16 protein-coding genes are annotated in these 18,583 nt (G+C 73.0%); 5 read left to right on the top strand and 11 right to left on the bottom strand.

From position 1 onward, the window contains the following. Positions 1-172: 172 nt before the first annotated feature. Both ACFW3L_RS22905 and ACFW3L_RS22910 read right to left on the bottom strand, forming a co-directional pair. Positions 173-1,021 (bottom strand): ABC transporter permease, encoded by an 849-nt coding sequence (locus tag ACFW3L_RS22905; RefSeq protein WP_378744126.1) that lies wholly within the window; start codon positions 1,019-1,021, stop codon positions 173-175. Beyond that, positions 1,018-2,004, bottom strand: coding sequence for an ATP-binding cassette domain-containing protein (locus ACFW3L_RS22910; protein WP_378744144.1), 987 nt, complete (start codon positions 2,002-2,004; stop codon positions 1,018-1,020). The genes ACFW3L_RS22905 and ACFW3L_RS22910 overlap by 4 nt, the downstream gene beginning before the upstream one ends. A gap of 114 nt (positions 2,005-2,118) precedes the next feature. Here ACFW3L_RS22910 and ACFW3L_RS22915 point away from each other — a divergent pair, with 114 nt between their 5' ends. Continuing rightward, positions 2,119-2,931 (top strand): TetR/AcrR family transcriptional regulator, encoded by an 813-nt coding sequence (locus ACFW3L_RS22915; protein WP_378744168.1) that lies wholly within the window; start codon positions 2,119-2,121, stop codon positions 2,929-2,931. Between the two features lie 37 nt (positions 2,932-2,968). On the opposite strand, the gene ACFW3L_RS22920 is transcribed toward ACFW3L_RS22915, so the two are convergent. The 3 genes from ACFW3L_RS22920 to ACFW3L_RS22930 form a co-directional block, all read right to left on the bottom strand. Next, on the bottom strand, positions 2,969-4,183 hold the full coding sequence (locus ACFW3L_RS22920) for a JmjC domain-containing protein (RefSeq protein ID WP_378744195.1): 1,215 nt from the start codon (positions 4,181-4,183) through the stop codon (positions 2,969-2,971). 279 nt (positions 4,184-4,462) lie between these two features. Then, positions 4,463-6,613, bottom strand: a complete 2,151-nt coding sequence (locus ACFW3L_RS22925) for a prolyl oligopeptidase family serine peptidase (protein ID WP_378744400.1) — start codon at positions 6,611-6,613, stop codon at positions 4,463-4,465. A 231-nt stretch (positions 6,614-6,844) separates the two neighbouring features. Then, the gene (locus ACFW3L_RS22930) at positions 6,845-8,065 is read right to left on the bottom strand and encodes an ABC transporter ATP-binding protein (protein WP_378744252.1); all 1,221 of its coding nucleotides are present in this window, start codon (positions 8,063-8,065) and stop codon (positions 6,845-6,847) included. A 639-nt stretch (positions 8,066-8,704) separates the two neighbouring features. Here ACFW3L_RS22930 and lnt point away from each other — a divergent pair. Next, on the top strand, positions 8,705-10,363 hold the full coding sequence (gene lnt, locus ACFW3L_RS22935) for an apolipoprotein N-acyltransferase (RefSeq protein ID WP_378744265.1): 1,659 nt from the start codon (positions 8,705-8,707) through the stop codon (positions 10,361-10,363). 139 nt (positions 10,364-10,502) lie between these two features. Next, a complete protein-coding gene (locus tag ACFW3L_RS22940; protein WP_378744273.1) occupies positions 10,503-11,090 on the top strand; it encodes an FxsA family protein in 588 nt (195 codons plus the stop codon). Between the two features lie 6 nt (positions 11,091-11,096). On the opposite strand, the gene ACFW3L_RS22945 is transcribed toward ACFW3L_RS22940, so the two are convergent. Then, positions 11,097-11,798, bottom strand: coding sequence for a potassium channel family protein (locus ACFW3L_RS22945; RefSeq protein WP_378744281.1), 702 nt, complete (start codon positions 11,796-11,798; stop codon positions 11,097-11,099). 368 nt (positions 11,799-12,166) lie between these two features. Between ACFW3L_RS22945 and ACFW3L_RS22950 the strand changes: the two genes are divergently transcribed. After that, positions 12,167-12,304 carry a hypothetical protein gene (locus ACFW3L_RS22950; RefSeq protein WP_378744290.1) on the top strand — a complete coding sequence of 46 codons (138 nt, stop codon included), beginning with the start codon at positions 12,167-12,169 and terminating at the stop codon, positions 12,302-12,304. 104 nt (positions 12,305-12,408) lie between these two features. On the opposite strand, the gene ACFW3L_RS22955 is transcribed toward ACFW3L_RS22950, so the two are convergent. After that, positions 12,409-12,897 (bottom strand): nucleoside deaminase, encoded by a 489-nt coding sequence (locus ACFW3L_RS22955; RefSeq protein WP_378744407.1) that lies wholly within the window; start codon positions 12,895-12,897, stop codon positions 12,409-12,411. Positions 12,898-12,990: 93 nt separating this feature from the next. Here ACFW3L_RS22955 and ACFW3L_RS22960 point away from each other — a divergent pair, with 93 nt between their 5' ends. Continuing rightward, a complete protein-coding gene (locus ACFW3L_RS22960; protein WP_378744313.1) occupies positions 12,991-13,470 on the top strand; it encodes a GNAT family N-acetyltransferase in 480 nt (159 codons plus the stop codon). Positions 13,471-13,517: 47 nt separating this feature from the next. On the opposite strand, the gene ACFW3L_RS22965 is transcribed toward ACFW3L_RS22960, so the two are convergent. From ACFW3L_RS22965 to ACFW3L_RS22980, 4 genes are all read right to left on the bottom strand, one after another. Beyond that, a complete protein-coding gene (locus ACFW3L_RS22965) occupies positions 13,518-15,530 on the bottom strand; it encodes a heavy metal translocating P-type ATPase (protein WP_378744329.1) in 2,013 nt (670 codons plus the stop codon). Further along, entirely contained in the window at positions 15,527-15,889 is a 363-nt protein-coding gene (locus ACFW3L_RS22970; RefSeq protein WP_378744339.1) for an ArsR/SmtB family transcription factor, read from the bottom strand. The genes ACFW3L_RS22965 and ACFW3L_RS22970 overlap by 4 nt, the downstream gene beginning before the upstream one ends. A gap of 42 nt (positions 15,890-15,931) precedes the next feature. After that, the gene (locus tag ACFW3L_RS22975; protein WP_378744347.1) at positions 15,932-16,522 is read right to left on the bottom strand and encodes an NUDIX domain-containing protein; all 591 of its coding nucleotides are present in this window, start codon (positions 16,520-16,522) and stop codon (positions 15,932-15,934) included. A 105-nt stretch (positions 16,523-16,627) separates the two neighbouring features. Further along, positions 16,628-18,583, bottom strand: a 1,956-nt coding sequence (locus ACFW3L_RS22980) for an HAD-IC family P-type ATPase (RefSeq protein WP_378744354.1), incomplete at its 5' end; no start/stop codon positions are given.

Here is an 18,583-nt window from a genome sequence, read left to right on the forward strand (position 1 = left end):
TCGGCGACCGGACGGGTCGTGTTCACGTGCGCCTAGTAAGTGAGGCTACCCTAACCATCCCGGCCGTGGCAATGCGTCGGCCTGGACGTTTGCCGAATCCTGGGACCCTCGTGTCCTGGGGGAAGGGTGTGCCGTGCGGGTCCGTCGGACGTGCTCCGACGGACCCGCGTGGTCAGTGGTTCAGGGCACGGAAGCGGCGCAGCGACAGCGGGACGCACACGGCCACCAGGACCGTGGGCACGACCAGGGCCAGGAGCTGCGCGTTCTGCGCGGGCCAGGTGTCCGAGGGCAGTACCTCGTTGCCGAACAGTTCGCGAGTGGCGCTGACCACGGCCGAGAGCGGGTTCCACTCGGCGATCGGGGCCAGCCACGACGGCATCGCGGTGGAGGGCAGGAAGCTCGTGGACAGCATGGTGAGCGGGAACGCGAGCGGGTAGACCAGCATGCTCGCCGTGTCGGGGTTGGCCGCGTACAGGCCGATCAGGACCCCGAGCCACACCAGGGCGAACCGGAAGAGCAGGAGGAGTCCCACGGCGGCCAGCGCGCCGCCGACGCCGTCCTCGAAGCGCCAGCCGATCAGGGCGCCGCAGCCGAGCAGGAGGATGATCTCCAGCGCGGCGCGCACCATGTCGGTGAGCGTGCGCGCGCCCAGGATCGCCATCGGGGCCATGGGCATGGACCGGAACCGGCTCATGACGTCGCGCGCGGTGTCGCGCGCGATCCCGGCGGAGGTCCCGGCGACGCCGTACAGCATGACCATGGCCAGCATGGCGGGCACCAGGAACGTGCGGTAGTCCTCGGCCCCCGTCCCGGACATGACGTCACCGAACACGTACCCGAACAGCAGGACCATCAGCAGCGGCATGCTGATCGCGAGCGCCAGCTCGAAGGGGTCGCGCACCATGTGGCGCAGGTTGCGATGGCTGAGGACCAGGACCTCGGTCCAGGCCCCGCCCCGGCGAAGGCGGGCCGGACCGGACGCGGTCGACGTGCCCCGGGCCTGCGGGGAGGTGGTGGTCATCGGGCGGCCTCCTCAGCGGTGGTCCCGGTTCCGGTCAGGCCCAGGAAGACCTCGTCGAGGCTGGGACGGCGCACCCCGAGGTCGGTGATCCTCAGTCCGGATCCGTCCAGGGCGCGCACGGCGCCGGTCAGCGCGGCCATCCGGTCCTCGGCCGGTACGCTGACCCGCCGTTCGGCGGAGTGCACGCGGGCGGGGGCGGTCAGGGCCGCGCCGAGCAGGTCGGCCACGGCGGACAGGTCCGCCGGATCGTGCACGAGCACGTCCAGGCGGTCACCGCCCACCTGGGACTTCAGTGTGTCCGGCGTGCCCTCCGCGATCACCCGGCCGTGGTCGATGACCGCGACGCGGTCGGCCAGCTGGTCGGCCTCCTCCAGGTACTGCGTGGTGAGCAGCACGGTGGCGCCGCCGCCGACGAGGTCGCGGACGGCCTCCCACACCTGGATGCGGCTGCGCGGGTCCAGCCCGGTGGTGGGTTCGTCGAGGAACAGGACCCGGGGTTCCTGGATGAGGCTGACGGCCAGGTCGAGGCGGCGGCGCATCCCGCCCGAGTAGCCGCTGGCGGGCCGGTCGGCGGCGTCGACGAGGTCGAACCGCTCCAGGAGCTCCCGGGCGCGCTCGCGGGCGCCGCTCCGGTCGAACCCGTAGAGGCGGGAGAACATCACGAGGTTCTCGCGAGCGGTCAGGATCTCGTCGACGGAGGCGTACTGGCCGGTCAGGCCGATGACGGAGCGGACCAGCTCCGGTTCGGTGAGCACGTCGTGGCCGCCGACGGCGGCGGTGCCGGAGTCCGGTCGCAGGAGGGTGGACAGGACGCGCACGGCGGTGGTCTTGCCCGCCCCGTTGGGGCCGAGGAGACCGAGAACGGTGCCGGGGGCGACGGTGAGGTCGAGCCCGTCCAGGGCCCGGGTGGCGCCGTAGCGCTTGTGGAGCCCCCTGGCCCTGACGGCCGGGGGCGACGACGGTTCCATGACTGTGTGCCTCATAAACTGTGTATTGGATAAACGGGTATGTTTAAGTGATACACAGTTCTAGGATGGGTGTCAACGGGACGGGGGCGCGGCGGCTCCCGTGCGGGCGGTACCGACGACTGGTGGGGTATGACGAGCGAAGAACGGACGACGACGGGGACCACCCGGGAGATCGACCTCCTGTGGGGACTGCGGGAGACACCCAGACGCGGTCCCAAGCCCCGGCTGAGCCGGACGGCGGTCGTGGACGCCGCCGTGGAGGTGGCGGACGCCGAGGGGCTGGAGGCCGTCTCCATGCAGCGCGTGGCCCGGGAGCTCGGGTACACGACCATGTCGCTCTACCGGCACGTGGACAGCAAGGAGGACCTGATCCTCCTGATGCTGGACGCCGCCATGACCGATCGCCCCGCCGGTCCCCGGGAGGACGGCGACTGGCGCGCCGGGGTCGAGGAGTGGTGCCACGGCGCGCTCGCCCAGTACCGCAGACACCCCTGGGCCGCCTACGTCCCGCAGTCCGGCCCGCCGAGCGGCCCCCACGGCCTCCGCTGGATGGAGGCCGGGCTCCGCGAGGTCTCCGCCTCGGGGCTCGACGCTCCCGAGTCGCTCCAGATCCTGCTGCTGCTCACCTACTCCCTCAGGGACCTGTTCCGGATGGAACAGGACCTGACGCGTGCGGCCCGGGAGCGCGGCGTGCCCATGGAGGAGGGCGAGAACGCGTGGGTCCGGGGGCTGCGCCGGGTGATGGACCCGGAGGAGTTCCCGACCATCCTCTGGACCCTGGACCAGGGCACCTTCACCGCGGACCCGCCCGGCTACGCCGAGGACCAGGGGCCGCTGGGCGGCCTCGACTTCGCCGTCCAGCGCATCCTCGACGGAGTCGAGGCCTACGTGCGCTCCGGTCGGAAGGGCGGGGCGGAGCACCCGGCACCGGGGCGGTCCTGACGAGCCGACGGGTGCGGGACGGACCAGTCCCGCCCACTCAGCGCACCAGCACCAGGTGGTGGCGGGCCAGCGCCGCCACCACCCGCGCGCACGTCGGCGCGTCCACGCCCGCGCGTTCCGCCAGCACCGCGACGGACAGCTCCCGGTGTTCGGCCAGCGTCTCCAGCACCGGCTCCGCCACGACGGGGAGCCGGTAGCGTTTCCCGGCGACGGTGACCACCGTCCGGGCGTCCCCGCCCTCGCCCTCCCGCACCACGGGGGGCGGCAGGATCGGGACGAACTCCACCCGGGCGTGCTCCGGGGGCACCCCGTCCTCCACCGGCCAGGGCAGGGAGAACGACGTGCGCCGGGGGAAGCGCGCGTCCCGCTCGGCCAGGAAGGTGTCCAGATCCAGGCGCTCGGCCAGCTCCGTGATCCGTTCGACCAGTTCGTGCCGGTGCTTGCGGCGCGAGTCGGGGTCGGCGAACCGGGGCAGGTCCCGACGGAACGTCTCCTCCTCGAACAGTCCGCGCACCAGGGCGTCCGCCCAGTCCACTCCCGTCGCGCGCGTGAAACCGAAGGTGAGGTGCATGCTCACCTCGCCGGTGCCGGTCACCGTGTGCCACCAGCCGCGCGGCACGTGGATCACCTGACCGGGGCGCAGCACGCCCTCCCACACCAGGTGCAGCTCGCCGTCCGCGTCCCGGGGCGGGGTGTGCGCGTGGTCGGTGTCGTTGCGCATCGGGTAGGGGCGCGAACCCGGACCGTGCACCTGCCAGTGCTTCGTCCCCTCCACCTGCACGATCACCGTGTCGTGGTCGTCCCAGTGGGTGTCGAAGCCCCGGGACTCACCCCAGATCAGGTACAGGTTGGCCTGCGCGCGCTCCCGGGTCAGCCGCATGAGGTCGTCGGCGGCCGCGCCGATCGGCGGGTGCATCCGGTCGATGCCGTCCAGCACCAGGCTCGCCCCGGCGCGCAGCTCCCGGTACAGCGACTCGGGGCGCACGATCCGGCGTTCGGTCCGGGAGACCCGGGCCTGGTCCGTGTAGCGGTCGGGCGGCACCGGCGAGCCGTCCTTGTGCAGGCGCAGCCGGGGCGGCTCCGGGGCACTCTCGGCCAACAGCCCGTTGAGGTCGTCGAAGGTCAGGAGCGAACGCACGGCGTCCGCGCCCAGGTCGGCGAAGACGAACTCCTCCGACAGTCGGGTGGTGAGTGCGTCGCGGCCCACGACGTCGCACAGGGTTCGGGTGAACAGGCTGCCGGGATCGGTCACGGCTGTCCCCTTTCCGGGAGGGTCGGACGTTGCGGTTCTGCGGGCGCGCGGATCGTGGTGGCGGGGGCCCGCCCGGCCCGAGCCGTGGCGGCGCGGGCCGGGCGGGCACGGATCAGATGAAGTCCGAACTGGAGTCGGTGCCGTCGTTGTCGCCGCCCGCGGTGGTGTCGCGGGAGGTCACCTCCGCCAGATCCTCGACCTCAACCTCGATGGGGTCCATACCGCACCTCGCTTTCTGTGTGCCGTCGATCCTCTTGGTCAGGGCCGAACCGGGTGCCGTCAGCGCCCGGTGAGCCCCGTTCGGTGGGCCGCGAACGCGTGTGCGTCGGCGGCGAGTCCCACGGCCCTGCTCACCGCGCGCGGGCCGTGCCCGACGTCGCGTTCGTAGCGCAGCAGCGCGGCCGGACCGTCGCCCCGCCCTCCCGCCGCCTCCAGCAGCGCCGCGCACATCTTGCGCGGGTGGGCGGCGTCGGTCCGGGTGTCGCCGTCGAACCCGGTGAGCAGGACGCTGGGATGTCGTAGCCCCGGTGTGCGCAGGGCGGTGTCCAACGCGCGGTGGTAGGGGGAGTACGAGACCAGCGCGGCGAAGTCGTCGGGGTCGGACACGGTGCCGAACTCCCGAGTCCACATGCGCCCGAGCCCCAGCCGCTCGAACCGCACCATGTCCGCCAGCGGGGCCGAGGCGATCACCGCCGAGCACAGGTCCGGGCGGGAGGTGGCGGCCGCCAGCACGAGCAGCCCCCCGGCCGAGCCGCCCGACAGGCACAGTTCGGCGCGCGTGCACCACCCCGAGGACACCAGGGTGTCGGCGGCGGCGATCAGGTCGCGCACCGCCCGCGTCTTGTGCCGGCCCGAACCCTCCAGGTGCCACCGGCGTCCGGCGTCGCCCCCGCCCCTGACGTGGGCCACCGCGTAGCGTCCGCCGGAGAGCAGCCAGGCGAGCACGGTCGCGCTGAACCCGAACTGGCGCGGGCGTCCGAAACCCCCGTAGGCGTGCAGGAGGGTCGGGCCCGACCCGGAGCCACCGGAGGCGTCGAAGACCGTGACCGGCACCCGGGTCCCGTCGAGGGACCGGCACCACTCCACGGTGCGGACCACGGAGGGGACGGCCCCGGCGGTCCCGGGCCGCGCGCCGGCGCGCTCCCCGGGGCGCTCGGAGGAGGGCCAGGACGCGGGTGTCCGGTGCCCGGGCGCCAGCCGCAGGACCCTCTGCTGGGTGGCCACGTCCGCGTAGCCGAGGAACACCGTGCCGTCCGGTACGGCCACCGGCCCGGAGGCCATGCCCTCACCCGGCAGCTCGACGGTGTGGGAGCGGGCGCCGGTGGCGGCGTCGTGCACGGCGGCCTCGCTGATGCCCAGGCGGGTGCGGACCACCAACAGCGCCGTGCCCCCGGCCGAGCGGTGCGGGCAGAAGGCGTCCAGCGTCGCGCCGGGGTCCTCGGGGACCACCTCCCGCCAGTGCTCGGGGGAGAGCCGGCCGTCGGGGGCTCCGGGCTCCACCGCGCACACGCGGCGGCGGGGCGCGTCCAGCGTGGTGCGCAGGTACAGCAGACCGTCCGGCCCCGCCCGTACCTCGGTCTCGGCCTCGTGGTCCACCTGGAGCGGCCGGAAGTCCGGCTGTTCGGGCGGACGCGCGGTCAGGTCGGCCAGCCACAGGTCGGTACGGTGCCCGGTGCCGTGGCTCTCGGTGACCAGCAGCCAGCGGTCGTCCAGGACCCGCACGCCCGGTACCGTCCCCGGCCCCGTGCAGGGGTGCACGAGTGTCTCGGCGCCGTCCACGACCCGGCGCAGCCACACTCCGCGCACCCCCCGGACACCGTCGCGGCGCACGTAGTAGAAGGAGGCGGGCCGCTCTCCGGGCAGCCAGGCCACGTGTGAGTACCGCACACCGGACACGGTCGGGCCGACCCGTGCTCCGGTGTCGGTCCGGACCACGCGCAGGCCACCGCGTTCCACCCCGCCCGACGAGGTCTGGAGGGCGACCAGGCGGCCGTCCGGGCTCGGTTCCCAGGAGTCCAGGGTGGTGCGGCCGGTGGGGTCGTCCGTGCAGGGGTCGTGGACGGTCAGAGGACCCCGGGCCGGAGCCGTGGTGTCGGTTCCCCCGGGGTCCCGGGGCCACACCACGAGACTCGGGTGCTCGCTCCCGGCGCGGCGGACCGTGCAGAACAGCGCGCCGGAGCGGTGGACCGGCGGCGACCACAGATCGGTGGCGACCAGCGCCCGGATGCGTTCGGCCAGCTGGTCGCGCAGGGGCCAGGTGGCCGCCTCCCGCTCGAAGTCCCGACCGCGCTCGGCCAACCAGCGGAGGGTCGCGGGGGAGTCGGAGGTCTCCAGCCAGCGGTAGGGGTCGGGGACGGGGTGGCCGTGCAGGGTGTCGACGACGGACACGGGGTCGGCGGCCGGGGCGGTTCCTGGGCGGTTGCGCACCATCACATGGTTCAAGCGGCCCGACACGACGGTCAAGGAAGAGATACCTGGCCCCGTGGGACGCGACTGTGTCGGTGAAGGAAGGTTTGTGAGTGGTGCCAGCCACGACCGCCGCCCGTGCGCACCGTCCCCCGCGTGCTCGTCGCGGTCGGGGGACGAGGAAGGGCGGCGTCCCTGGGGAGGAGGACGCCGCCCGTGTGGTCGGCCCGGGGAGGTGTGGACCGGGCCGGGGGATCAGACGTTGTCGGGGTGGCCGATCGCCAGGCCGCTCTCCTGGTCGAAGAAGTGCAGTTGGCTGACGTCCACGGCCAGGCTGATGGTGCTGCCCGGACGCACGCCGCTGCGCGGGCTGACCCGGGCGGTGAACTGGGAGCGGTTGTCGCCCAGCGGCAGGGCGGCCTCGGCGCTCTCCTCGTCGTCTCCGGCGGCGTCCTTGGCCAGGGCGGCCGCGTCCTCGTGGCGCACGGGCGGGGCGTCGATACCGAAGATCACGTTGATCTCGGTGCCCAGCTCCTCGGTCACGTCGGCGGTGACCTCGATGCGCGGGTCACCGTTTCCGTCGAGCTCGGCGTCGCTGAAGTCCGAGGGGCGGATGCCCAGGATCACCGAACGGCCCACGTACTCGTTCAGGTGCGGGCGCTCCTTGAGGACCGAGGCCGGGACGGGGAGCTCGTGCTCGGCGAACTTCAGGATCGCGCCGTCGCCGTCACGGGAGATCTGGGCGTCGACGAAGTTCATCGCCGGGGAGCCGATGAACCCGGCCACGAACAGGTTGACGGGGGAGTCGAACAGGCGCTTGGGGGTGTCGACCTGCTGGAGGCGGCCGTCCCGCAGCACCGCGACCCGGTCACCGAGGGTCATCGCCTCGATCTGGTCGTGCGTGACGTAGACGGTGGTGACGCCCAGACGCTCGTGGAGCTGGTTGAGGGAGGCGCGCATCTGCACACGGAGCTTGGCGTCCAGGTTCGACAGCGGCTCGTCCATGAGGAAGGCCTGCGGCTCGCGCACGATGGCGCGGCCCATCGCCACACGCTGGCGCTGGCCGCCGGAGAGCGCGCCGGGCTTGCGCTTGAGGTAGGGCTCCAGACCGAGCATGTCGGCGGCCTCCCCGACGCGGCGGGCGATCTCGGCCTTGGAGACCTTGCGCAGCTTCAGGCCGAAGGCGAGGTTCTGCTCGACGGTCATGTGCGGGTACAGCGCGTAGTTCTGGAAGACCATCGCGATGTCGCGGTCCTTCGGCGGACGGTCGTTGACGATCTCGTCCCCGATCACCAGCGTGCCCGCCGAGATCTCCTCCAGACCCGCGATCATGCGCAGCGCGGTGGACTTGCCGCAGCCGGAGGGGCCGACGAGCACCATGAACTCGCCGTCGTTGATCCGGAGGTTGAGGTCGTCGACGGCCTTGACGTCGCCGCCGTAGATCTTGTCGACGCCCTCGAGGACGATCTCCGCCATGCTGTCAGCTCCCGCGTTGGCTCGGTGGGTGTGGCGTATCCGATGGTGTGCGGTGCGTCGTGGGGCCGAGGACCCCTCCGATGACCTCTTCACCGAGGCCCGTTGTTCATAGTTGATCGAAACAGGCCGTTTTCTTGATCACATCAGACATGATCGTGATCAAAATGTCCAGAGCAGTTTTGGTTTCGATCCGATTGCGGTCATGCGCAAACCACCCTTGGCCAGCTGGCGTGCGCGGCTCAGGTGCGTTAGCCTGTCGCACGGTTCATCACGCTCTCCCCTCCCAGCACTTGGGCCGGTAGCCACGACACGGCGCCCGGGTTGAGACAAGCGGTCGGGGAGTCTGGGTAACCTAACGACCAGTCCAGCACTGGACGGACCGGTTGTGCGGCCCCCACTCGTCCGATTGGACGCTGCATCACGCGCCAGGTGCAGCTGGGATCGGGTGAGGGGCGGAGTACCGCGACCGGGCGGGGGGTTGGACCCGGAAAAGGCCCGAACATCCAGTAGACAACGGTCTTCCGAGCTCGCCGCCGACGGGACGGAGCCGGTCCGAAGGGTGGCTCGGGCCTTTTCCGCGTCCCCCCAATATGCTGACCGCGAGGACCCTGAGAATCCAGCGGAAAGCGAGCATCCCACGTGGTTGCCGAGCAGAAGGGGCCGGAGGCAGCTCCGAGCCCCGAAAGACCCTCGCCGAGCATCACGGCGCCGGAGTCCGAGGCGCGGGCCACGACGTGGTCCCCCCTGGCCCCGGGGCACCGCTGGGGGCGCCTCGACCTCGTCCTGAGGATCCTGGCCGCCGTCGGATCGGGCCTCGCCCAGCTCTTCGCGCTCCCGCCCTACGGCCTCTGGTGGCTCGGCCCGCTCAGCGCCGCGCTCCTCCTCCTCGCCGTGTGCGGGACCCGCGTGCGCCGCGCCGCCTGGCTGGGCGCCCTGTCCGGCGCCACGCTCATGGTTCCGCTCGTCCACTGGCAGGCCATCTTCGGCGTCGACGTGTGGCTGGGCATCGCCGCCCTGGAGACCGCCTACTTCCTGCCCATGGCCATGGGCCTGTCGCTGGTCGCACGCCTGCCCTACTGGCCCGTGTGGACCGCCGCCCTGTGGGTGGTCCAGGAGGCCGTGCGCGCACGGTGGCCGTTCGGCGGCTTCTCCTGGGGCAAACTCGCCTTCGCGCAGCCGGACACGCCCTTCGTGGGATACGCGGCCCTGGGGTCCTCACCGCTCGTCTCCTTCGTCGTCGCCCTGACCGGCGCCATGCTGGTCTGGACCGTTCTGCGCGCCGTGTCGGCCCGAGGCCGCGCGCGCGTGCTCCTCCCGGCCCTGGGCCTGGCCACCAGCGCCGCCATCGTCCTGGGCGGTCTCGTGGCCCCGGCGATCGGTCGCCCCGCGCCCGTGGAGACCGTCACCGTCGGCATGGTCCAGGGCAACGTGCCGAACGTCGGTGAGATCTCCATCCTCGGAGAGCGCGCCGAGGTGCTCCAGAACCACGCCGACGGAGTCCAGGAACTGGCCGAGGCGGTCCGGGCGGGCGAGTACCCCCAGCCCGACCTCGTGCTCCTGCCGGAGAACGCCAGCGACATCGACCCCTTCCGGGACCCCGAGGCGGCGCGGACCATCGACGAGGCCGCCCAGGAGGCGGGAGCGCCCCTCCTGTGGGGGCTCAGCCGGTTCAACGACGACGGCACACGCTACGTGCAGAGCCTGGTGTGGGACCCGGAGACCGGTCCGGGCGACTCCTACGACAAGCGTTACCTGGTCCCGTTCGGCGAGTACATCCCCTACCGCGACTTCTTCACCCGGTTCGTCTCCCGCCTCAGCCAGGTCAGCTCGGACGCCATCCCCGGCACCGAACCCGGGGCCCTGGACATCGGCGGCACCACGCTGGCCGTGGGCATCTGCTTCGACGTGGCCTTCGACCCGTCGGTGCGCGACTCCGTGGCGGCGGGCGGCGGGATCATCGTGATCCCCACCAACAACGCCAACTACAACTTCACCGGACAGTCGCACCAGCAGCTGGCCATCACCCAGCTGCGCGCCGTCGAGCACGGACGCCCGGCCGTGGTGGTCTCCACCAGCGGGGTCAGCGCCGTCGTCGATCCGGACGGCCGGATCGCCTACGAGTCACCCGAGGCCGTGCGCGACATCAACGTCGCTGAGCTCACCGCCATGGAGGGCCCCACGGTGGCCACCCGACTGGGCGCGGTCCCCGAGGCCCTGCTCGCCGCGCTCGGCCTGGGCGCGGTGGTCGCCTCGGTCGTCGCCTCCCGCAGGTCCCGGACCGTGCCTCCCACCGCGTGAGCGGTCCCCGCCACGGGGCCGGATCCGGGGCGCGCACCGAGCGTGGGAGCTCCCGGACCGGGAACCATTCACGTCACGGGTACGTTCTCCCCATCAAGGGAGACCCGACTCCGGTCCACGACACTGAGGATGATTCGCGATGCCGCTGCTGATGGTGCTGGCGCTGATGGCACTGCCCTTCCTTGAGGTGGGCCTGATGATCTGGGTGGGCGGACAGATCGGCGTGCCGTGGACACTGGCGGCGCTGGTCTCCCTGATGATCCTGGGCGTGGCCGTGCTGCGGCACACCGGCCGCGCCTTCCGCGAGGTCGTCCAGGAGGCCGACGAGGCGATGCGGACCGGAGAACAGCCGCGCAAGGGCCTGCTCGACCCGCTGATGCTCATGGCGGGCGGCATCCTGCTGGTCATCCCGGGGTTCCTCACCGCGGCGGTCGGCCTGCTGCTGGCCACTCCGGTCACCCGGCCCGCCCTGCGGTGGGTGTTCGCCGGGTGGGCGGCCCGCCGGATGAGGAAGATGCAGGAGCGCGTGAACGAGGAGTTCGCCGCGCGCGGCGCCACCATCCCGAACCAGTCGCCCTTCGGCCCCGGCGGACCCGCCGGTGGGCCCGCGAACCCGTTCGGCACCGCCCCCGGAGGCACGTCGGGCTCGGCCGGTGACCGGTCCGCCCCCGACCGGGGCCGTGTCATCCAGGGCCGGTTCGAGCCCGAGGACGAGGACCGGAACTGACCCCGGTCACCCGGATCCGGTCCCGGGGTCCCGCCCGGACTCGGAGACCGACACGTAGGCGCCCACGATGCGGGCGATCACCGTGGTCAGGAACAGGGTCCCCGCCACCGCCTCGGCGGTGGCCAGCGACCGGGCCCACGGGGTGACCGGCACCAGGTCGCCGTAGCCGAGGGTGACCAGGGTGACGAAGCTCAGGTAGGTGAGGTCCTGCCAGTCCACCGGCGTTCCCCGGGCCAGGGAGTCCTCGAAGGCACCCGGCCACAGGGCCTCCACGATCCCGAACATCGCCGCGAACACCCCGCCCAGGAGCAGGTAGGCGCAGATCGCCGCGAGGATCAGCTGCGGGCCCCGCTCACCCTGGTGCCGCCACCGGTAGGTGAACACGAACGTGAGCAGCTCCAGGATCAGGTAGCCCTGGAACAGCACGACGGCGCAGAACAGACCGAGGCGCGCGGTGGGGACCTCGGGGTGCAGGGCCGCCCAGAAGCCGGACACCAGGAAGACCACGGAGAGCACGGCCACGGGGACCAGGCGCTGGCCCCGGGGCCGCACCACGCGCACGCCCAGGAAGACCACCGTCGGGTACAGCAGGGTGTACAGCATCTCCCACAGCTGTCCGCGCAGGGTCAGCGGATACGCGAAGTGCAGCAGCACCGAGGCGGCCAGGAACGCCACCAGGGGGTGCGAGAGCCCCGGTCGACCACGCATCCCCGGCTCCTTCCGTACACGAGCGGTCGCCGGGAGGCTAGCCCGGCCGCGCGCCCGACCGTGTGAGGCGCGGGAGGTGTTTGCCCGGCCTTGGATCGCCGTCGACACTCGGTAGACCAGTGGACTGCGAGCATCCTCGGGGAGTGGACCACCAGGGTCCGTACGAACCGGAGGAGCACCATGACCGTGAGCATCCCCGAGCCGGTCGCGTCGTTCGTCGACCGGGTCAACGACCATGACGAACAGGGCTTCCTGGACTCCTTCACCCCGGACGGGGTGGTGGACGACTGGGGGCGGGAGTTCCGGGGCCGTGAGGCCATCCGCCAGTGGAGCGACGTGGAGTTCATCGGGGCCCGGGGGTGCTGGACGTGCGCTCGGCCGAAACCACCCCGGACGGGGTCACCGTGGTGGGTGACTGGAGGTCCCAGCACGCCAACGGGCTGAGTTCCTTCGCGTTCCGCGTCGAGGGGGACCGGATCGCCCGGATGACCATCAGGGAGGGCTGACCGTTCGCGGCCGTGTCGCGGTGTGTCGGACCCCGGAGCGCGTGGCCCACCAGCACTGATCGTTTCGATCACGTTCGATCATGCGGTGGGCCACGCGCCCGGCTTCAGGGCCGTGCGGCGCGTCCGTGCAGACGGGCGTGCAGCCCCCGGACCTCCTCGCTGAGGTGCTCCACCGGGCCGTCCACCGGAATCCCGGGAGCCACCTCGTTCACGGACAGCGCCCGCACCGGACCGGCCGCGACCCCCCACTCCGCCAGCCAGGTGCCCAACTGCTCCGCCGAACTGGCGTACACGATGCGCCCCAGCTCCACCCAGGCGTGGGCGGCCGAGCACATCGGGCAGTGCTCACCCGAGGTGTAGACGGTGGCCGAGGCGCGCTCGTCGGCGGACAGGTGCTCGGCGGCCCAGCGGGCGATCGCGAACTCCGGATGCTGGGTGGCGTCGCCCCCGGCCACGTGGTTGTGGTCCTCGAACAGCACCGTGCCGTCCGCGCCCACCAGCACCGAACCGAACGGCTCGTCACCCCGGTCCAGGGCCTCCGCGGCCAGGTCCACCGCGCGGCGCAGGTGACGCAGGTCGGTCTCGTCCACCATCATGGGCTCCTTCGCTCCGAGTTCGGCGCCACCGTACCGCGCACGGTGGAAAACCCCTGGTCGCCCCCGGACGGCGTGGCTACGCTGCGACCCATGGAGATCAGGATCCGGCCCTACGAACCCGGCGACCGCGACGCGGTGGTCGACCTCGCCCTGCGCGCGTGGGAACCCGCCCACACCGCGCTGGCGCGCACCCTGGGCCCGAGTCTGCACCGACGGGTCCACGGGGACTGGCGGCGGTCGCACGCGCGTGACGTCGGGGAGGACCTGGACTCGGCGGAGGCGGCGGCGTGGGTGGCCGTGACCGACCGCGTGGCCGGGTTCGTCACCGTCCGACTCGACCGGGCGGGCGGCACCGGCCTGGTCCACCTGCTGGGGGTCCACCCCGACCAGCAGGGGCGGGGCACCGGCACGGCGCTCACGGAGTTCGCGGTGGAGCGCATCCGGGAGGAGGGCATGGCGGTGGCCGTGATCAGGACCGGCGGCGACGACGCCCACGCCCCCGCGCGCGCCGTCTACGAGAGGGCCGGGTTCGTGGCCGCACCGGTGGTGCACTACTACCGGAGCCTCTGAGCCCTCTGCCGTCCGAACCCCGGCCTTTCGCCACGGGCGCGGGCGGTTCAGTCGCTCCGGGACGGCGATCCGACGCGGTCGGAGTCGTGGAGGTCCCCCTCCCGGACGGCCGGAGAACCGGGAGCCCCCGCTCCGCGGCCGATCGCGGGTCCGCGTCGCCCGGCGCGCAGGCCGTTGGCGATCACCACCACCTCCGCGAGTTCGTGCACCAGGACCACCGCCGCCAGACCCAGCACGCCGAACAACGCCAACGGCACCAGGCCGACGATGATCGCCAGCGACAGCCCGACGCTCTGCCACATGATCGTCCGGCAACGGTGCGCGTGGTCCAGCACCGCGGGCAGGTGGCGCAGGTCCTCACCCATCAGGGCGACGTCGGCGGTCTCCACGGCCACGTCGGTGCCCATCGCACCCATGGCCACTCCCAGGTCGGCCCCGGCCAGGGCGGGGGCGTCGTTGACCCCGTCACCGACCATGGCCACCGGGCCCCCGGCGCGCAGGTCACCGACCACCCGGGCCTTGTCCTCGGGCAGCAGCCCGGCGTACACCTCCTCCGGCGCGATCCCGACCTCGACGGCCACCGCGCGCGCCGTGACGGGGTGGTCTCCGGTCAGCATGGCCACGCGGTGCCCGGAGCGGCGCAGGGCCGCGACCACCTCGGCGGCCTCGGGACGGGGCTCGTCGCGGACAGCGAGCGCGCCCGCCACGCGGCCGTCCTCCTCCAGCAGGACCACGGTGGCCCCGGCTCCCAGCAGGCGCTCGACCTCGCCGTGCAGGGGACCCGGGGTGACCCAGCCGGGTCGGCCCAGCCGCACCCGCGCGCCCGCCACCCGGCCGGTCAGCCCGTGGCCGGGCACCGCGCGGACGTCCTCGGCCGGAGGGGGTGAGGGGTGCGCGGCGAGCACCGCCCGGGCCAGGGGGTGTTCGCTGCGCGCCTCCAGCCCCGACGCCAGGGCCAGCACCCGCTCCGGCGTGTGCCCGGGGGCGGGCACCACCTCCATGACGGCGGGCGCGTTCCGGGTGAGGGTTCCGGTCTTGTCCAGGGCGACCACCCGGACCCCGCCCATCGCCTCCAGCGCGGCACCGCCCTTGACCAGGGCGCCCTGGCGTGAGGCGGCTCCGACGGCGGCCACCACGGTCACCGGAACGGAGATCGCGAGTGCGCAGGGGGAGGCCGCCACCAGGACGACCAGCGCGCGTTCGATCCAGGTCAGGGGGTCGCCCACGACCGATCCGACCAACGCCACCAGCACGGCCGCGACCATCACTCCGGGCACCAGCGGCCGGGCGACCCGGTCGGCCAGCCGCTGCCCCTGACCCTTGCGGGCCTGCTCCGCCTCCACGACGCGCACCACGCGCGCCAGGGAGTTGTCCTCGGCGTCGGCGGTCACGGTGATCTCCAGTGGACCGGTGCCGTTGACCGAGCCCGCGTACACGGCTTCGCCCGGTCCCGCTTCCACGGGCACGGACTCCCCGGTGATGGCCGAGGTGTCCAGGCTGGTGTACCCGGCGGCGATCACACCGTCGGTGGCCAGCCGTTCACCCGGCCGCAGCACGAGGGTCTGTCCCGGGCGAAGCTGGTCGGGGGAGACGGTGTGCTCGATCCCGTCGCGCAGCACGGTCGCCCGCGCGGGAACCAGGTCCAGCAGCGCGCGCAGGCCGCGCCGGGTGCGCGCGACGGCGTACCCCTCCAGGCCCTCCGCGACGGTGAACAGCACGGCCAGCATCGCCGCCTCCCCCACCTCGCCCAGGGCCACGGCGCCGGCGGCGGCCAGGGTCATCAGGGTGCCCACGCCGATCCGGTCCCGGAAAGGGCCGGAACCGACCAGGCGGCGCAGGGCGGAGGGGACGAAGGTCCAGGCCGCGACGGCCAGGGCGGCGGTCTTCAGCAGGAGGACGAGGGGCTCGGGGGCGCCCCACCACCCCGCCGCGTACCCGGTGAGCAGCAGGGGCGCGGCGACGGAGGCGAAGCGGATCTCGGTCACCTGCCCGAGCCGGGTGGGTTCCGGGGGGCCTGACGTTGGCACGGGCGGGGCGTCGCCGCAGCAGGTATCGCTCACCGGACGCCGTCGGTGCCGTAGGTGGGGCACAGGGCGACCGCGTTCCCGGTCGCCGCCAGGAGGGTCTCCGCGGCGGCGAGCAGGGTGATCAGCTCGGGGCGACTGAGCGAGTAGAACACCTGGCGCCCCTCGGGACGCCCCTCGACCAGGCCGCAGTCGCGCAGGCACGACACGTGCTTGGAGACCGTGGACTGGGCCAGGCCCAGCTGGTCCACGAGGTCGGTCACCCGCCCCTCACCTCGTGCCAGGCGACGCACGATCGCCAGCCGGGTCCCGTCGGAGAGACTGTGGAAGAGGGCCTCGGCGGCGTCCAGACCGGAGTCCGCGCAGGCCCCCTGCCCACCCTTATTCATCGTCATGCGACGATCATATTCAGTTCTGGCGATGAATCAACGTCGGGTTCAGACGCGCTGGGCCGCCGTTCTCGAAGCGGCCAGTGTCTGGGAGATCTTCGCCGCCAGTCTCGCGGAGGGCACGTCCGTGTGGGGTCGCCAGGCGAGCGCGTCGGAGTCCCCGCCTCGCGCTGGCACCGTGGCGGCCGTCGCCCGGTACAGGTACAGGAAACCGAAGTGCACGTGCTCCGGCTCGCCCCGGCCCTCGTCCTCAGGGACGCCGTGGACGTCCAGGTCCAGCGGGAGCGCGTGCGTGTCCGACCCCGTGCGGGCCGACTCGACCCGGTCCGGAGACAGACCGGTCGCCTCTGTCAGACGGCTCAGCGAGGCCTCGTCCAGGGCACCGTCCCCGTCGGTCAGGTGCCCGCCCGGCAGGAGCCAGGGGCCCCGGTCGTCCTCGCGGACCATCAGCACCCGCCAGCACGGGTCGAGGACCACGGCCCCCGCGGTCACGTGTCCCACACGGAGTTCCTTGGGCGAGGAGAGCTCGTGCTCACCGTCCAAGGCCCGCACCAGGGGGGCGGCCGCGTCGACTTCCTTGGGGAAGCGCTCCAGATAGCCGTCCAGCACGGCGCGGATGTGCGTGTTCGGGATGCTCAATGTGGCTCCTGTCGATCCAGACACGTGGCGCACCCAGGATCCCGGCTCGGCACCGGCCCTGAACAGTTCCCACGCTGACCGGCCACGAGGTGGTACCCGAACCCGTCAGGCGTCCGCCCGGGCCCGCTGGTCGTCCGCCGGAACCCGACGGGCGTCCGCCCGGGCCGTCATCCGGTCGTCCACGAACCGGATCACCGTGATCGCCACGATCGCCACCCCGGCCACGGCCAGCCCGGTCAGGACCTTGGTCGGGTCGCTCACGTCGAGGTCGAAGAACCAGCGTCCCCACGGTGTCACCATGGCCAGGGTCAGGAGGCCCACCATGGACCCGACCAGCGCGACCTTCCACCACACGTACGGTTTGGCCACCAACAGCAGCACCCACAGGGTGGTCGCGCACAACGTGATGACCACCGCCGTGCGGTCCGCCGGGTCCGGGACCGTGCGCCCGCCGAGCACCAGCAGGTAGGTCGTCACCGCGGCCAGCCCCGCCACCACCCCCGAGGGGATCGCCAGCCGCAACGTGCGCAGGACGAACCCCGGCCGGGCGATGTCGGTGTTGGGCGCCAGGGCCAGGAAGAACGACGGGATGCCGAAGGTGACCGCGTTGATCAGCGTGGCGTGCCTGGGGAAGAAGGGGTAGGCCACCGCCAGCAGGCCCACGATGATCGCCAGCGTCATCGTGTAGACGGTCTTGGTCAGGAACAGGCTGGCCACCCGCTCGATGTTGCCGATCACCCGGCGGCCCTCCGCCACCACGCGGGGCAGGACCGCGAAGCGGTTGTCCAGCAGGACCAGTTGGGCGACGGAACGCGAGGCGGGGCTGCCCGAGCCCATCGCCACGCCGATGTCGGCCTCCTTGAGCGCGAGCACGTCGTTGACGCCGTCACCGGTCATCGCCACGGTGTGCCCCCGGTCGCGCAGTCCGCGCACCATGTCGCGCTTGCGCTCGGGGGTGACCCGGCCGAACGCCGAGTGCCGCTCCACCTCCCGCGCCAACTCCTCGGGGCCCCGGGGCAGGTCCCGCGCGTCCACCGGACGGTCCGCGCCGGACAGGCCCAGCTCACGGCCGACCGCGCCCACCGAGGCCGCGTGGTCACCGGAGACGACCTTGACGTCCACGCCCTGGTCGGCGAAGTAGTCCAGGGTCGGCCCGGCGTCCCCGCGCACCCGCTGGTCCAGCACCACCAGCGACACCGGCTCCACCGTTCCCGGGGCGCACTCGTCGTCCACCCGGACCGAGGCCCGCGCCAGCAACAGCACCCGCAGGCCCTGGGCGCCCAGACGGGCGGCCTCCTCGGCGGCGGGGGAGTTCGGCGCGGCCAGGACGTCGGCGGCACCGAGCACCCAGTGCCGTTCTCCCTCCGGAGTCAACAGGCTCGCCCCGCTCCACTTACGGGCGGAGGAGAAGGGTGCCAGGGCGGTCACGGCCCAGTCGGGCGTCTCCTGACCGTTGGCCGCGCACCCCTCGGAGATCGCGGCCATGCTCGGGTTCGGATCCGGGTCGCTCGCGGCCAGCGCGGCCAGGACCGGGGTCGGCGAGGCCGCACCGCCCAGATCGCGGATCTCGGCCAGCCGCATGCCGACCTCGGTCAGCGTGCCGGTCTTGTCCGTGCACACCACGTCCACCCGGGCCAGGCCCTCGATCGCGGGCAGTTCCTGCACCAGGCAGCGATGGCGGCCCAACCGGATCACGCCCACCGCGAACGCGATGCTCGTGAGGAGGATGAGCCCCTCGGGGATCATCGACACCAACGCCGCGACCATGCCGCGCAGGGCGTCCGCCAGCGGTCCCGAGATCCCGCCGGACACCGGTTCGTCCAACGCGACCTGCCCGTTCATGAACAGCTGGCTGTAGACGAGCAGCGCACCGATCGGGAACAGGGCGTAGGTGATCCAGGTGAGGATCGTGTTGATCCCCGACCTCAGCTCCGACCGCACCAGGGAGAAGCGGGGGGGGGCCCCGGCCCCCCCCCCCCCGGCCGCGGGGCGGCCCCCCCAGGGGGCCCCGGCCCCCCCCCCCCCCCCCCCCCCCCAACAGCCCCACCCAACCGGGGGGAC

This window comes from Nocardiopsis sp. NPDC058789, assembly GCF_042745575.1.
In the GTDB taxonomy this organism is placed as follows: domain Bacteria; phylum Actinomycetota; class Actinomycetes; order Streptosporangiales; family Streptosporangiaceae; genus Nocardiopsis; species Nocardiopsis eucommiae.